A 15,926-nucleotide genomic window follows, 5' to 3' on the forward strand; every position below is an offset into this window, starting at 1 on the left:
GGGGTTGTTATAGAGCTAATCCTAACGGCATTTGCGCGGATGAACCACTATTTATTGCCTAATCCTATGTTATTACTGATCATATACTCAAGTGAATTCAAACTGCAGGTTTTAATTTCTGAAAGTTATCATTAATTGTATCACCGAGTGTATCGGCAATATCGGGGAGGGTGATGCTAAAAAAGTCAGTGATTTTTCGTCGGAATTCTTTTGTCGTTGCGAAGTATTGCCCATTCCTCGCATGTTTATTCATTACCTTCCACAATCGTTCTATTGGGTTTAAATTTGGACTATAAGGCGGCAGGTAATGCAATGTTATATTCAGATTTTTAGCCTCTTTAACTACTAAGGCATTTCGATGGTATCCAGCGCCATCAAGCACCAAATGGATAACACCACTTGTTGAGTAACGCGCTCTAATTTGGTTTAAAAAATCGATGATGGATGCACCGTTAACCGTTTTGCTATATTGCTCAATGACCGCTTCTGTTAAGTGACCAAGTCGGATTGCACCAACCACGTTAATACGGGTTCGGCTTCCCGTCGTTTCTATCGGTTTATCAACGCCTTTTTTTATCCAGCCTGCGGTGATTTTTGTGGCTTGGGTCGGATGAACCGCATCCATAAATAATAACGGTTCATCAGGGGTTAACGAGGATTTTAGTTGCTCATAATATTCAATGAAAGCCGTTTGTTTGTCTTCATCAAATTTGTGAGGAACCCCTTTAGGGTTTTTATAGCTGAACTGATGTTTATGCAGCCATTTATTGAGGCCTGACACTGTGTACTTAATCTGAAATTGTTCTGAGATATAAGCGACTATTTGATGGCTATGCAAGTAGGTCACCTCACACAGGTGTGCAATCAATAGTTCAGTTTGCTCTTGACTCAGATAACTTAAGGAGCCGCCACTATTACACGTGAGTTTTTGGTCGTGAGCATAGGCATCAATGTATCGAACTACGGTCGTTTCGTGAATACGTAACGCTTGGGCAATCATTGGCGTTGGCCAATTTTCATCGCGTAGTAAAATGGCTTTAATGCGATCACACTCACGCCTATCACTCGAGCTTTTATGTCGAGTTTCCAATGCTACTTTTTGTTCTGGCGAGAGTGTAATTTGTTTCATGGGGCTATGATGATCCCATTTGGGACAAAATCAAGCATTTTCAATGATCACGGGTATATAAGCTAATAGCTGTTTTTCATCGGCTCTATTTGACAGCGATAATCCTTGAACCACACCTTGTTGATCACTTTGGTTACGGTGCTGCCCTAATTTTTGCTTACCTTGTAACTCATCGATGACAATCTTAAAACCAACAATGCCCTTGGCTAGTTTTTGTTGGTAATCATCGGCAATAAAGCCACCACTTTGTAGTAATGAAGGTTCATATTGTTGAATGGTAGATTTGAGTACTTGTGCGGTGGTCGCATCATCAGTTAATTCAATAATGCCTTTTGCATGTACTACGCTGTAATTCCAAGTCGGAACAGCTGGATAGGAGTCATACCAAGTGGGTGAGATAATACCAATTCCAACAATTATGTGACATTTCAGAGTCGCTCAGGTTTTTCAGTTTGCGGCGCATTGTTGAAAGAATGGTCGTTCCCTTATAAAACAATGCAACAAAAAAGTGGAAAGCCTGAGAGCCTCCCGCAGGGCGGGTTTCAGCACTCTCTATGCTACTTAATAAAATTTTGACGTAGAACAACTATGCCTGCAATCTTATTACTTGCCTATAGAGTGCTGAATTCCCGCTGAATGGCCAAATAATTGTTGGAGTTGGTATCAGCGTGAGGACCATTGAAAATACAAAGGACTCTAGTACCCGCAACACTTTTCCAATGCGGATTACTACGAGCAAAATGGCCATACAGGGTACCATTTTCGCCCTCTGAGGCAATGAGTAATAACGGTAAGTGCGAGCCCTCTAAATCAATAGACACAACAGTCGCAAAACCATATTGGTTGATAAACAGATGTATTAACTCTCTAGATCCCATATCCCACTTATCAGGCACTTGCATCATTCACTCTTTACTAAAATAGTCTATAAAGTCTTTATAGTGAATCTGACGAATAAATGCCATCGTTTTATGGGTTTGTAGCGATTATTACAAATGGCCTACTTTGACCAAAATCACCGTGTCTTGCTCCACATACGGATTATGCTGACTTAAATGCGGACTACGGATCCACGTACCTGCAGGATAGCGACCCAGTTCATCGATAAACTCTCCGCTAATGACATAGATTTCTTCGCCGCCAAAATGACGGTGTGGTTGAAAATGTGTCCCCGCAGGCCACTTAACTAATGCAGTCGACTCAGTACCATGTTGGTGTAGCGGCATAACCTGCAACTGACCATGACCCGGCAACCATTCTGTCTCATTGGTATTAATGGCCACTTGTTGTGAGTCTGTAGGTTGAAACTGGTGCAGCTTAACCAACAACGTACAACCTTCTACGCTAAATGGCGCATGGACAAAACCTTCAGGATTACGCAAATACGTGCCTGCAGGATAGTCAGCGGTTTCATCAGAAAACACCCCGTCGAGCACTAAAATCTCTTCGCCTAACGGATGAGGGTGTGAGTTAAATTTAGCACCAGCTTGATAGTTTACAATGCTGGTCGCATGGCCACGCTCAGCCTCTTCGCGCGCTAGGCGTTTACGTAATACGCCCGCTGCGGGGCTATTTTGCCATTCAAGATCGGCTGTGTTTATCACCACTCGTTGGCTAAGATCCATGTTTAACATATTGCTACCTTACAACCGTTTAATTGCCACTAGTGTAAGGCTTTAACAATCGATAAAACAGCAGGTACTTTATGGTACCTATGGATGTGAATAAGCCAACATCAAAAGTAAATTGATAAAAAAAAGCCCATTCAACAAAGTGAATGGGCGTTAATTGTGGTCATTCAGCGATTAAATACTGTTATTCAGAATCGCTTGACGTTGTTTTTTATAGGCTTTAGCCGATGCAGGGATCGGTGTTGTACGTCCGGTTTCTAGCCAGTTCTTTAATCGGTTGGCATCTGCCATGTGGGTGTATTTACCAAATGAGTCCAGTACCACAAATGCCACTTTACGCTTGTTCATTTCAGTTAACATCACTAAACAATGGCCCGCTTTATTGGTAAAGCCCGTTTTGGTTAATGCAATATTCCAATTGTTTTTAAATACCAGTTTATTGGTGTTTTGAAAATCTAAGGCATAACGTGGTGATTCAAAGTTAACGTGCTTTTTAGTGGTCGAGCTCAGCTTACCTAATAACGGATACGTTTGACTGGCTTTAAGCAATAATATGAGATCGTTAGCGCTAGATACATTGTCAGGTGACAAGCCTGTTGGTTCAACATAACGGGTTTGGCTCATGCCCAGTGCGGTCGCTTTGTCGTTCATTGCACGCACAAAAGCCTTAAATCCACCTGGATAATTATGTGCAAGTGAGGTCGCGGCACGATTTTCTGACGACATTAATGTTAATAACAACATGGTTTCACGAGTCACCACGCTGCCTAAACGCACTCGTGAATAAATATTGCGCATCACAGGTGAGTCAGTAATTTTTACTGAGATTTTTTCATCTAATGGAAGCTTGGCATCCAATGTCACCATGGCAGCCATTAACTTGGTAACTGACGCAATAGGCACAGGTTGATTTGGATTACTTGAATATAAAACTTCATTGGTGGCTAAGTCGACCAACATAGCACTACCGGAGGCTAACTCTTGTTGAGGTTTGATTTGCACAACTTGTGCTGCAAATGACATTGGGCTGCTCAACGAAGTTGAACATAATAAAGCGCAGGCAAAAAAGAAACGAAGTTTCATTAACATCACTTGAAAAATAAACCTAATAAGTCCACTGAGTATACGATAAAGGATTAGACCGACAATAGATAAATAATCACTATTAGTAAGTTTTTAGTGAATTTGGCGCAGTTGAGTCAAAAGCATTCGCAATGACTCATCTCAATCCGGCTCAAGCTAAGTGATAAACAGCTAAACGATAACCCTGCATTCGCCAAGCGAGCTATTTTAGTCATAGTGTTGGCAATCGATTAGTGAGGTCTTTGTTATTGAATAAAGGGCACAAGAAGATGAGCTTCAGCACAGATAACGCTTTTTGTTGTCTTCATGTTAAGATTGAATAAGTCGTTTAAAAAGAGAGTATAGATGGACATTAACTTGCGTTTTTTTAGTCGATTAAACCCATGGCTCAATAGCTTATTGACCTCTAAAGCTACCCTAAAAACAGAGGCTGATGAAGCGCAACAAGGGCAGATGTCGCTCAAGACTATCGCCAACCAATATCCGCTTCAAGCTCGTCGGGGTCCAATTACTCAGGTGATGCTATATCAGTCACTTTATGCCAGTGATGATTTCGTTGGCCGAGAAAAACAACTCAAGCAAATTACCGATGTGATAAACCAATGGCGTCATCATCACGGCGAAATCAGTGCCATTGTCTCGCCTGCTGGAGCTGGAGGATCATCTTTTTTAGGCCAACTGCCGCCTTTACTGCAAACCATTATCGCCGAAGACACTAAAAAAGCACCGATGCCTGACGTAAAACCGTTGCCGTCCAAGTGGCTATTGATGAGTTTTTATCAAGCGCCATTAGGCGCAAATGACGCGATAGCCACTGTTTGTTATTGTTTTGGTATTACGCCACCAAACACCATCACCGAAACGATTGCCGCCATCAACCAGCAACCACCACAGTTAATTATGATAGATGATATGCACAAGCTGATGTTGAGAGTGATGGGAAATAATCAAGCCTTGGTAACCTTTGCAACTATCGTGATGGAAACGCGTAAACATCATTGTTGGATCATAAGCTGTGAAATATTTGCATGGCAACGATTAAGTGCACAGTACCAAATTCATCACTTTATTAAGCATGTTTTTCAGCTCGATTATTTCAGTGAAACCGAATTAGCCACAATACAAACAAAGCATCTGCTTGATTTAGGGTTAATCAGTAACGACGTGATGACCAAAGAAACCGCTACTGCAGCCGATAAAAACACCAAAAAAAGCACTGCACAGCAAGCTGATCAAACCAATAATAATCAAGCGGATATTGTAAATCCTTATAAAGACCAGCTAAAACAGCTGTACACTATCAGCCAAGGGCACCCCAAATTAGCATCATTGTTGCTACAGTATTCTCTCGCGCACCAAGTCGATATCGGTTCGGATAATAGCTCAAATAGTCGTTCAAATAATGGCATTGATATTTGCCGCATTAACTCATCTGTATTGCAACAATGCCAAGACAATGACCTATTTTCATTAGCAGAGATTTATGTTCATGGTGGCTTACGAGTGAGTCAGCATGCACATATTTTTGTCATTACGATTGAACAAAGCAGCTTGCAGTTAGAATATTTAGCTCGCCAAGGACTCATTATTGCGCAATATTCACAACAAGATTTTGCCGAGCATTTCTACTTTATTACGCCAACATTAAGTAAAATTGTCGCCAGCCATTTGGTGAATCACAATAAGTTGTTTAATTAAACGAGGCGACTATGGAAGATTCCCGTAAAGCATTACAAGCATTTTTAGAGATCATTTCGTTTGACCGAATAATCAGTATTTTACTGCTGTGTCTAATGGCGTGGCTGTTATTGGTACTGATCCAATTTTGCTTAAATCAACTGAATAAAGCCTTGCCTAAATACCGCTTAATTTGGAATCGGTCATACCCTTTTGTGCGTTTATTTGTGTGGCTGAGTGTGATTGTTTATTCGATCGTTGGCATTATCGATCCACATGAGAACTTAATCCTCGCAGTGGTAGGTTCAATCAGTATTGTGGTGGGTTTAGCGACCCAAGAACCAGCCAAAAACATGATTGCTGGGTTTATTATTATGATCAACCCGCCTTATCGCGTTGGTGATATGGTAACGTTATCCGGACATTATGGTGAAGTCATTAAACTGGAATGGAGCGTAACTTGGCTGCGTACCTTTGATGATAATACCGTGATGGTGCCTAATGCTGAGGCGTTAAAAACTGCAGTATCCAATGCAAATAGCGGCGCTTTAGATGAAATGGTGGTAGTGAGTTTTACCATTCCAATGAATGCCGATCACAACAAAGCCATCGCGCTGGCCAGAGAAGCAACGCAATGCTCACCATATACCTTTTTAAATAAGCCCATTATTGTCAACTTAGGTAACGAGCACGACTTTGGCCAGTTTTTACAAACCATCACAGTCAAAGCGTATGTGATGGACGTAAGATTAGAGAAAAAGTTTATCAGTGACATCAATATCAGGGTATTAAGCGCATTTAAAAATGCCCAATTTTATGATGTACAACAAACGGTATTTCAGTAATTTACGCTATAATCGACTCAATTGTTAGATAACACTTTTTGATTGTTAAAATGGAGAATTTGCTATGACTCAAGATGAAATGAAGAAAGCGGCAGGTTGGGCAGCGCTGCAGTATGTCAAAAAAGACACCATCGTCGGTGTAGGTACAGGCTCTACAGTCAATCACTTCATTGATGCACTTGCCACCATGAAAGATGACATCGAAGGTGCGGTATCAAGCTCTGAAGCATCAACGAAAAAACTCATCGAACTCGGAATTGAAGTATTTGATTTAAACAGTGTTGATTTGATTGATGTCTATGTTGATGGCGCGGATGAGATTAACGACCGCATGGATATGATTAAAGGTGGCGGAGCTGCATTAACGCGCGAGAAGATTGTCGCGGCGGTAGCTAAACGGTTTATTTGTATTGTAGATAATACCAAACAAGTGCCCATTTTAGGTGAGTTTCCGTTGCCTGTTGAAGTCATCCCGATGGCACGATCTTATGTGGCGCGTGAGTTGGTAAAATTAGGTGGCGACCCCGTTTACCGTCAAGGCGTAATAACCGATAACGGCAACGTTATTTTAGATGTCTACAATATGAAAATTTTAGACCCTAAAGTGATGGAAACTAAAATCAACGCCATTGTCGGTGTAGTGACTAACGGTTTATTTGCTAACCGCGGTGCCGATGTACTACTAGTAGGCACCCCTGATGGCGTTAACACCATCACACTGTAAAAACTAAACCATTCGCTTGATTAACTTGAATGTTTAGCAACAGCACAAAAAAATGGCCTAGCATTACTGCTAGGCCATTTTTTTATCTGTTTTAGTACCTGTTCTGCAATGACAACGAATTACACTGTGAACTGGCTTACCGCTTCATGCAGTGCTTTGGCTCGTACTCTCACATCTTCAGAAGCCGCGGCATTCTCTTCCGCTGCTTGCGATGATTCATCAGCAATATCACGGATAACCACCACGTTTTTACCCACTTCTGCGGCAACCATGCTTTGCTCTTCAATTGCCGCTGCAATTTGAGTACTCATGTCCATAATATTGGTCACGTCATTGGTAATGGTTCGTAAAACATCACCCGCGATGGCGGCTTGTTCAGCACTCTCCCGCCCTTGTTGTTGGCTTTCGTGCATAAGGTTAACAATAGAATGAGTTCGCGCTTGTAAGGTTGAAATGATGCTGGAGATTTCTTGAGTCGACGTTTGTGTTCGCAAGGCTAGCGTGCGCACCTCATCGGCAACAACCGCAAAACCACGACCTTGTTCACCTGCTCTTGCTGCTTCAATCGCCGCGTTTAATGCCAATAAGTTTGTTTGATCAGCAATGCCTCTAATCACATCAAGCACACTGCCAATAGTGACACTGTCTCGCTCAAGTTCGGTAACTACAGCGGCTGAATCGGCTAATTGCTTCGCTAGCAAGGTGATTTTTTGAACGGTGAGTTCTACGCCCTGTTGACCAGATTGAGCATTCTCATGAGTTTGGCTGGCTTTACTGGCCGCCAATTCAGTATTCTTGGCAATTTCGTCAATGGTAGCCCCCATTTCGGTAACGGCTGTAGCGACCATGTCGGTTTCATTAAGCTGACGTAACACGCCTTCTGAAGCTGTCATAGCATTTCGAGACAGCTCTTGGCACGACTCATTCATTACGGTAACCGACTCGTTCACTTGTTGGATCAATTCTTGAAAAGTCATGACCATTTGGTTGAAGTGATAGGCGATTTTCGATAATTCATCATTACCAGAATCATCACAACGCATTGATAAGTCTTTACTTTTTTCAATTGAAGAAATTACATAGGTAATATCTTGCACCGGCTTAATAATACTACGAATAATTAAATAGGTGAAAATACACAGTACTGCAGCGATTAACAAAAATATGCTTAAGCCAATAATAAAAGCCTGATTTTTACCATGTTCAATTTCGGCCAAGGTTTCCTCTCGCAGGGTAACGGTATCATTATCGGTTTGATGAATTTTATCCCGCAACTCGGCCATTTTACCGTCTTCGTCCGACAGACCAAATAGCACTTCTTTATTGACTAAATTGTTAAAATTCACTCGATAATCTTTAATATCTGCGCTCAATTGCTCTTTGTCAGAGAAGGACAAAGTAGACTGTTGTACTTGAGCTAAAAAACGGCCAATTCCATCATCAAAAGCTTGTACATATTTAGGATCACGACGGAGCATAAAGTCTTTCTCACTGCGACGCAGCTGAAGCATAGCCACCAGCAGGGCATCATCGGCATTGCCACTCAGCACAGTTTCGACTTTTTTAACTGCCAAACGCAAATCGCCATATAAACCTGACTCGGGAGTTAGCCCTATCTCAACTTTTAGCGCGATGAGCTCATGGAATATCGTTTTATAATCATTGAGGTTGTTTTCAAAATCATCTATACTCAAGTGAATTCAAACTGCAGGTTTTAATTTCTGAAAGTTATCATTAATTGTATCACCGAGTGTATCGGCAATATCGGGGAGGGTGATGCTAAAAAAGTCAGTGATTTTTCGTCGGAATTCTTTTGTCGTTGCGAAGTATTGCCCCCATTCCTCGCATGCTTATTCATTACCTTCCACAATCGTTCTATTGGGTTTAAATTTGGACTATAAGGCGGCAGGTAATGCAATGTTATATTCAGATTTTTAGCCTCTTTAACTACTAAGGCATTTCGATGGTATCCAGCGCCATCAAGCACCAAATGGATAACACCACTTGTTGAGTAACGCGCTCTAATTTGGTTTAAAAAATCGATGATGGATGCACCGTTAACCGTTTTGCTATATTGCTCAATGACCGCTTCTGTTAAGTGACCAAGTCGGATTGCACCAACCACGTTAATACGGGTTCGGCTTCCCGTCGTTTCTATCGGTTTATCAACGCCTTTTTTTATCCAGCCTGCGGTGATTTTTGTGGCTTGGGTCGGATGAACCGCATCCATAAATAATAACGGTTCATCAGGGGTTAACGAGGATTTTAGTTGCTCATAATATTCAATGAAAGCCGTTTGTTTGTCTTCATCAAATTTGTGAGGAACCCCTTTAGGGTTTTTATAGCTGAACTGATGTTTATGCAGCCATTTATTGAGGCCTGACACTGTGTACTTAATCTGAAATTGTTCTGAGATATAAGCGACTATTTGATGGCTATGCAAGTAGGTCACCTCACACAGGTGTGCAATCAATAGTTCAGTTTGCTCTTGACTCAGATAACTTAAGGAGCCGCCACTATTACACGTGAGTTTTTGGTCGTGAGCATAGGCATCAATGTATCGAACTACGGTCGTTTCGTGAATACGTAACGCTTGGGCAATCATTGGCGTTGGCCAATTTTCATCGCGTAGTAAAATGGCTTTAATGCGATCACACTCACGCCTATCACTCGAGCTTTTATGTCGAGTTTCCAATGCTACTTTTTGTTCTGGCGAGAGTGTAATTTGTTTCATGGGGCTATGATGATCCCATTTGGGACAAAATCAAGCATTTTCAATGATCACGGGTATAGAGCATCAACATTCATATCTTGATGCTCTAGCGCGACACGTACTTCAGCCATATAAGCCAAAATATCATTCATGCTATGTTTGAATTTTTCAATATAAACAGTGTCGTTACGATGGAGGAAATCCTTTTCTTCAGTACGTAATTCAAGCACTTTTTTTTCAATTTCAACAATACTGCTCGATGCGGTTGATAATTCCAACAGGACTGATTCAGAATAATTTTGTAACCCGAACATCGCGAGTACTGAGGAGATTGAAATGAGCGAACTTAAAATAAGTTTCGAACGAATAAGCATATTTTCTACCACCCCAAAGTAAGATTTAACGTTATTGTTATTGTTATTGTTATTGTTATTTTATAGTTGTTTTGTAGTTATTTTTAGATCATTCCTGCAACGAAAGTATAACATCTAGTTATCGGCAAACATAAGTAAAGCTAAACTCTTTTAAAAATAAGTGATTATTTATAATCACTCATATAAACCTTTTGCCGACTTGAGGCTGTCAAATAACTACACCATCATATTGGATATGTTGTGACATTAAGGATGCCACTATTAATCAGTCAAAAAACGAGCAATTAAGCCACTTAGCGGCACTTGACGACAGCCAGTTGGTCGCAATAGCGGTTACTGGTTGCAAACAGGCATTCCAGCAACTCTATCGGCGCCATCATAAGCGGGTTTACGCCATTTGCTTTAGATTGAGTGGCCAAGCTCAACTTGCTGATGATATGACCCAAGTTTGTTTTATACGCTTATGGCATAAATTGGACCAATTCAGAGGCGACAGCCAATTTACCACCTGGTTGCATCGCTTGTGCGTCCGCCAAGCGATTAACGAACTAAAGGTACAACAATCGTGGTGGCGACGCTTTATACCGACAGAGCAACTTGAGCCGCAGGACATACCCACGGTTGCCTTTGATGAATATCACCAATTAGATAAGTGTATTGCCAAATTACCTCAACGGACTCGTATGGTATTTGTACTGTGTGCGATTGAAGGTTATCAACATAAAGAAATTGCTGCCCTACTCAACATTGCCGAGGGCACGAGTAAAGCGCAGTACCATAATGCTAAACAATTTTTACAGGAGATGCTTGCATGAACCCGTCACCGCAAGACCTCGATAGCCTAATCAAGTCATTGCCGCTAGAGATGCAACCTACAACCGATTTGTGGCCAGCGATTGCAGCTAAGTTACCACCTCAATCTCAGCAAAAAAAACATCTGGTTCGCCCTTGGCTTATCGCCGCTAGCGTTGCAGTTTTTTGTATGCTGACCATCCTGCTTTGGCAACGCCCAGAGGGTAATTCATTGCTGCCGCAAACTGCCACAATAACCTCAACCGCCCCAGGGTCGACATTGAATACTGAGGTAAGCCTAGTAACATCACCAACCCACACCCAGGCAACATTAGCTGAGACAACATTAGCTGAGCTAGTCGATCAAATAGCCATGACTCATCAGACCCAACTGGATGTTTTTAATCAAAACCAATACACCGTGAGTTGGCAATTATCATCAACTGATGCTCCACAACAGATACAGAGCGATATTAGCCAAGCATTAGCCGAGCTGGATACCGCCTCAAAACAAGTACAAGCAGCATTGAAACAACAACCGACTAATCAAAAAATGTGGCAATTATGGCGCTGGATCATGCAACGTCAAATAACCCTATTGCAGCAAGGCCAAAAGCTCCCATTTACGTCTAAACAGACACCACAAGGAAATACAATATGAGCATTCTTAAATACGTGTTAATCGTGCCGTTAATCGGTATCAGTTTTATCTCAATGGGCAAAGAAGCCGTTGACCAACAATTAACGGTCACAGATAACCCTTCGGTCAGCATGAAAATACAACGGGGTAACGTTGAGCTAGTCAGTTGGGATAAAAATAGCATTCAGATTAAAGGTGAACTTGATGAGTTAAGCCAAGGCTTAATATTTGAGGTTAAAGGCAATAGCGTTATTGTAGAAGATAAATTACCCCGCAGTTATCAGGGCAGTAATAAACAAGGGTCACAACTGACCATTTACCTGCCTAAACAGCTAGGTTTAGATGCCGAGGGAGTATCAGCCAGTTATCAATTATCACAGCTAAATGGCCAAATATCGTTAGCGTTAGTCAGCGGCAACATTAACGCCCAACAACTTAGTGGCAATACTAAACTCACCACGGTGTCAGGCAATATTAATACCTCTGAGCTAGCAGGAAAAATTAACCTCGAAACAGTATCGGGCGATATCACTGATAGCAATAGCCAAGGCGAGGCTGAGCTGCGCTTAGTCAGTGGCGAACTAAAAAGCCAAAGCGCTTTTACACATTTGTCTGTCGACCAAGTGTCTGGTGACATAACCGCAATCGTTAACCAAGTCACTGAGTTGAATATTGTTACCATCAGTGGCGATGCACAATTAACCTTAGGGGCCGATTTAAACAAAGCTCAACTCGAAACCATAAGTGGAGATATGGCACTAACGTTTGCTGCTATGCCTAACATCAGTTTTATGATTGATGGCGGCCCTGGTGGAAAAATCGACAATCAATTAACCGATGATAAACCGCTAAAACAAAAGTACTCACCAGCCAAAACGTTGCAGTTCAAAACTCAAGCTGGCACAGGTCAAGTCAACATCAATACCATTAGTGGCAAAATTAGCCTGACTCAATAAGTGTAAAATAACATTAGCTCGGGGTAAGCGATGCTTATAAAAGAGCGCTTTGCTCGCAATTGATTCTGTATTGAAAAAGTGATTTTGTATTGAGTAGAAATTGATTTGCAATGAGCAGATAAAAAAATGCCCGGTAATCATTATATGGTGACAACCGGGCACTTTTATATATTCAAATAATGACTACACAGATTTCATTTCAGCATCGGTTAAAAAGCGCCATTCACCTGCGGCTAAGTCCGTGTTTAACTCGATATCACCTACCGCTTCACGGTGTAAATTAACAACTCTATTACCCACCGCGGCAAACATACGCTTAACTTGATGGTACTTACCTTCGCTAATCGTCAATCGCACATGGGTTGGATCAATAATATCGAGCAAAGCAGGCTTGGTCAGCTCATCTTCATTACGCAGCTCAACACCATCGGCAAATACCTGGATTAAACTGTCATCAATAGGCTCGGCTAATTCAACCAAATAGCGTTTGCCACAATCTTTCTTTGGCGAAGTGATTTTATGCGACCACTGACCATCGCTGGTAATTAACACTAAGCCTGTGGTGTCGACATCTAATCGACCAGCAATGTGCAAAGTGTCCATTTTCTCAATATCAATCAAACTCAATACGGATGGATATTCTTCATCGATGGTTGAACAAATGGTGTCTACCGGTTTGTTTAACATGATGTAACGCTCGCCAATCACGCTAATTAATATGCCGTCTAAATGCACCGCCATTTGTGGTAGTACTTTAAAACCTGAGTTTTTGACCACAACACCATCACAGGTAACGTCACCACGATGCAAGGCTCTCTTGGCCAATGACCGAGTCAGTTCGGTACTTTCACAGATAAATTTGTCTAAACGCACAATGATTACTCAATCTAAAAATATTGACGCTATTATGCTGCTTACACGCTTAAATAGAAATCAATCACCGACATTTTTCACCGCTAAGGTAATTTTTGGTTACACATCCTCACAAAAAACACGCTAAAAAGGCCTCCTTGCGGCTTGTTTTATAGGCGGATAAGGCCTTAACATACAATTCACAATAAAAAGTAATAGCTTTTCCCTTTGGATAAAGGGGTTATTACTGAATTAAGCGACACTGATCGCAATGCCCCATTGAAGGGCTTTTTACATCAAGCAAAGGAAACAACATGAGAAAATTGGTTATTGGCGGTCTATGCGCCTCATTAATTGCAGGCTTGAGTGCTTGTAGTGATGACAAGGCAGTCGTTACGCCTGCTGCAGATGTCGCAAAAACAGCTACTGCTGCTGCAGTAGAAAAAGCACTTACGTCTGGCATCACGTTTGACAACATCGACAAGTCAGTGCGCCCACAAGACGATTTTTATATGTATGTTAACGGCGCATGGATGAAAAATGCAGAAATCCCTAGCGACCGTACCAACATTGGCGCATTTTACGACTTACGTGAAAATGCACGTGATGACGTTAAAGCCATTATTGAAGATTTAAGCGCGACGCCAAATCTAGCCGATGGCACAGATGAACAGAAAGTGGCTGATTTATATCGCTCATTCATGGATGTTGAAACGCTTGATAAATTAGGTATTGCACCAATCCAAGCTGATTTGGATAAAATTGCAGCCCTGAAAGATAAAAAAGAATTAACCGCATTTTTTGGTGAAAACCAAGCAAACGGTGGCGGTACACCGCTAGCATTCTATGTTGAAATTGATGCTAAAGATTCAAGCCGTTATGCCACACACATTTGGCAATATGGTTTAAGCCTGCCAGAGAAAGATTACTACTTTAATCAAGAAGAACGCTTCGTCAACATCCGTAAAGCCTACGTTGAACACATTGAGAAAATGTACAACCTTGCTGGCTTACCAAATGCAAAAGCCAACGCTGAAGCCATTCTTGCACTTGAAACTCAAATTGCAGAAAAGCATTGGGACGTTGTTGAAACGCGCGACAGTACTAAAACATACAACCTATACCAAGTTAAGAATTTGCCAGAATTGGCTTCAGAAATTAACTGGGATGGTTATTTAGCGGCGCTTGGCGGCGACAAGCAAACAGATATCATTATCAACCAACCAAGTTATATCCAAGGCTTAAACGAGGTGCTTAAAAATAACGACCTTGATACTTGGAAAAACTACATGACTTGGATGGCATTAACTCATAATGCCAGCAATTTATCTGAAGCATTAGATAACGAAAACTTTGAGTTTTTCTCTAAGACGCTTAATGGTCAAGAAGAACAAGAACCTCGTTGGAAGCGTGGCGTGAGCACTGTGAGTGACACGCTAGGCGAAGTAGTGGGTAAAGTGTATGTGAAACGTCACTTTGCACCAGAAGCTAAAACCCGCATGGAACAGTTAGTTGAAAACCTACGTGGCGCTTATAGTTCAAGCATTGATTCATTAGATTGGATGAGTGCTGATACTAAAGTTGCTGCAAAAGATAAATTGGCTAAGTTTAATCCTAAAATTGGTTACCCGAACAAATGGGATGACTACAGCAAACTAACCATTAAAGCAGATGATTTAGTCGGTAACGCCAAGCGTGCAGCGATTGTTGAGCATAACAAAAGTCTTGCTAAGTTAGGCCAACCAATTGACAAAGACGAGTGGCACATGACGCCACAAACCGTAAACGCTTACTACAACCCAACCATGAACGAAATCGTGTTCCCTGCTGCGATTTTACAACCGCCTTTCTTCAACTTAGAAGCTGATGATGCGGTTAACTATGGTGGTATTGGTGCTGTTATTGGCCACGAAATGGGCCATGGCTTTGATGACCAAGGTGCTAAATTTGATGGCGAAGGTAACATGCGTGACTGGTGGACCGAAGCTGACTTAAAAGCATTCGAGTCAAAAGGCAATGCATTAATCGCTCAGTACAATGGTTATCAAGTGTTTGACGACCTACACGTGAATGGCAGCTTAACATTAGGCGAGAACATTGGTGACTTATCAGGTGTGACTATCGCCTATAAAGCTTACAAAATGTCACTTGACGGTAAAGAAGCACCAGTTATTGACGGCTTAACAGGCGATCAACGTTTCTTCATGGGCTTCACTCAAATTTGGCGTGTGAAGATGAAAGAAGAAGCCATGCGTAACCGCGTAGCAACTGATCCGCATTCACCTGGTCATTTCCGTGCATTAGGTGCGTTATCTAACATGCCTGAGTTCTACAGCACTTATGACGTGAAAGAAGGCGACAAAATGTACATTGAGCCTGCTAGTCGCGTAAAAATTTGGTAATCACCAAGACGAATGACTGACTTAGGTCACATTTACACACAAAAAAGGGCATCGAAAGATGCCCTTTTTTTATAAAAAAACTAACCAATTGATAATAAAAACAAATAC

General features: G+C 41.6%; 15 protein-coding genes and 1 pseudogene. 7 read left to right on the forward strand and 9 right to left on the reverse strand.

Going from position 1 to position 15,926, the window contains the following annotated elements:
• Nucleotides 1–97: 97 nt before the first annotated feature.
• The 5 genes from HNW13_RS09625 to pbpG all read right to left on the reverse strand — a co-directional run bounded on the left by HNW13_RS09625 (nucleotide 98) and on the right by pbpG (nucleotide 3,843).
• Nucleotides 98–1,129 (reverse strand): IS630 family transposase, encoded by a 1,032-nt coding sequence (locus HNW13_RS09625; RefSeq protein ID WP_124013279.1) that lies wholly within the window; start codon nucleotides 1,127–1,129, stop codon nucleotides 98–100.
• 30 nt (nucleotides 1,130–1,159) lie between these two features.
• Nucleotides 1,160–1,561: an FMN-binding negative transcriptional regulator gene (locus HNW13_RS09630; RefSeq protein ID WP_243756259.1), complete on the reverse strand. Its 402-nt coding sequence runs from the start codon at nucleotides 1,559–1,561 to the stop codon at nucleotides 1,160–1,162.
• 179 nt (nucleotides 1,562–1,740) lie between these two features.
• Complete coding sequence (locus HNW13_RS09635) at nucleotides 1,741–2,034, reverse strand: FMN-binding negative transcriptional regulator (protein ID WP_243756231.1); 294 nt, start codon at nucleotides 2,032–2,034, stop codon at nucleotides 1,741–1,743.
• Between the two features lie 84 nt (nucleotides 2,035–2,118).
• Entirely contained in the window at nucleotides 2,119–2,763 is a 645-nt protein-coding gene (locus HNW13_RS09640; protein WP_192115720.1) for a cupin domain-containing protein, read from the reverse strand.
• Nucleotides 2,764–2,934: 171 nt separating this feature from the next.
• Nucleotides 2,935–3,843, reverse strand: coding sequence for a D-alanyl-D-alanine endopeptidase (pbpG, locus tag HNW13_RS09645; RefSeq protein WP_192115718.1), 909 nt, complete (start codon nucleotides 3,841–3,843; stop codon nucleotides 2,935–2,937).
• Between the two features lie 345 nt (nucleotides 3,844–4,188).
• Between pbpG and HNW13_RS09650 the strand changes: the two genes are divergently transcribed.
• The 3 genes from HNW13_RS09650 to rpiA all read left to right on the forward strand — a co-directional run bounded on the left by HNW13_RS09650 (nucleotide 4,189) and on the right by rpiA (nucleotide 7,089).
• Nucleotides 4,189–5,541 (forward strand): ATP-binding protein, encoded by a 1,353-nt coding sequence (locus tag HNW13_RS09650; RefSeq protein WP_192115716.1) that lies wholly within the window; start codon nucleotides 4,189–4,191, stop codon nucleotides 5,539–5,541.
• 11 nt (nucleotides 5,542–5,552) lie between these two features.
• Nucleotides 5,553–6,365, forward strand: coding sequence for a mechanosensitive ion channel domain-containing protein (locus tag HNW13_RS09655; RefSeq protein WP_101085897.1), 813 nt, complete (start codon nucleotides 5,553–5,555; stop codon nucleotides 6,363–6,365).
• A 64-nt stretch (nucleotides 6,366–6,429) separates the two neighbouring features.
• Nucleotides 6,430–7,089, forward strand: coding sequence for a ribose-5-phosphate isomerase RpiA (gene rpiA, locus HNW13_RS09660; protein ID WP_011636324.1), 660 nt, complete (start codon nucleotides 6,430–6,432; stop codon nucleotides 7,087–7,089).
• 119 nt (nucleotides 7,090–7,208) lie between these two features.
• Here the strand turns inward: rpiA and HNW13_RS09665 are convergent, their stop codons facing one another.
• The 3 genes and pseudogenes from HNW13_RS09665 to HNW13_RS09675 form a co-directional block, all read right to left on the reverse strand.
• The gene (locus HNW13_RS09665) at nucleotides 7,209–8,783 is read right to left on the reverse strand and encodes a methyl-accepting chemotaxis protein (RefSeq protein WP_243756232.1); all 1,575 of its coding nucleotides are present in this window, start codon (nucleotides 8,781–8,783) and stop codon (nucleotides 7,209–7,211) included.
• A gap of 6 nt (nucleotides 8,784–8,789) precedes the next feature.
• Nucleotides 8,790–9,823, reverse strand: a pseudogene (locus HNW13_RS09670) (IS630 family transposase).
• Nucleotides 9,824–9,870: 47 nt separating this feature from the next.
• Complete coding sequence (locus tag HNW13_RS09675) at nucleotides 9,871–10,176, reverse strand: hypothetical protein (RefSeq protein WP_192115714.1); 306 nt, start codon at nucleotides 10,174–10,176, stop codon at nucleotides 9,871–9,873.
• A 317-nt stretch (nucleotides 10,177–10,493) separates the two neighbouring features.
• Between HNW13_RS09675 and HNW13_RS09680 the strand changes: the two genes are divergently transcribed.
• The 3 genes from HNW13_RS09680 to HNW13_RS09690 are packed head-to-tail and all read left to right on the forward strand — an operon-like array spanning nucleotide 10,494 to nucleotide 12,564.
• On the forward strand, nucleotides 10,494–10,991 hold the full coding sequence (locus tag HNW13_RS09680; RefSeq protein WP_101085899.1) for an RNA polymerase sigma factor: 498 nt from the start codon (nucleotides 10,494–10,496) through the stop codon (nucleotides 10,989–10,991).
• Nucleotides 10,988–11,629, forward strand: a complete 642-nt coding sequence (locus HNW13_RS09685; RefSeq protein ID WP_192115711.1) for a hypothetical protein — start codon at nucleotides 10,988–10,990, stop codon at nucleotides 11,627–11,629. The genes HNW13_RS09680 and HNW13_RS09685 overlap by 4 nt, the downstream gene beginning before the upstream one ends.
• A complete protein-coding gene (locus tag HNW13_RS09690; RefSeq protein WP_192115709.1) occupies nucleotides 11,626–12,564 on the forward strand; it encodes a DUF4097 family beta strand repeat-containing protein in 939 nt (312 codons plus the stop codon). The genes HNW13_RS09685 and HNW13_RS09690 overlap by 4 nt, the downstream gene beginning before the upstream one ends.
• A 183-nt stretch (nucleotides 12,565–12,747) precedes the next feature.
• On the opposite strand, the gene rsuA is transcribed toward HNW13_RS09690, so the two are convergent.
• Nucleotides 12,748–13,437 (reverse strand): 16S rRNA pseudouridine(516) synthase RsuA, encoded by a 690-nt coding sequence (rsuA, locus tag HNW13_RS09695; protein WP_347813083.1) that lies wholly within the window; start codon nucleotides 13,435–13,437, stop codon nucleotides 12,748–12,750.
• Nucleotides 13,438–13,730: 293 nt separating this feature from the next.
• On the opposite strand from rsuA, the gene HNW13_RS09700 reads away from it, so the two are divergent.
• A complete protein-coding gene (locus HNW13_RS09700) occupies nucleotides 13,731–15,818 on the forward strand; it encodes a M13-type metalloendopeptidase (RefSeq protein WP_101085903.1) in 2,088 nt (695 codons plus the stop codon).
• The last annotated feature ends 108 nt before the right edge of the window (nucleotides 15,819–15,926 follow it).

The organism is Shewanella sp. BF02_Schw (assembly GCF_014596695.2).
GTDB lineage: Bacteria > Pseudomonadota > Gammaproteobacteria > Enterobacterales > Shewanellaceae > Shewanella.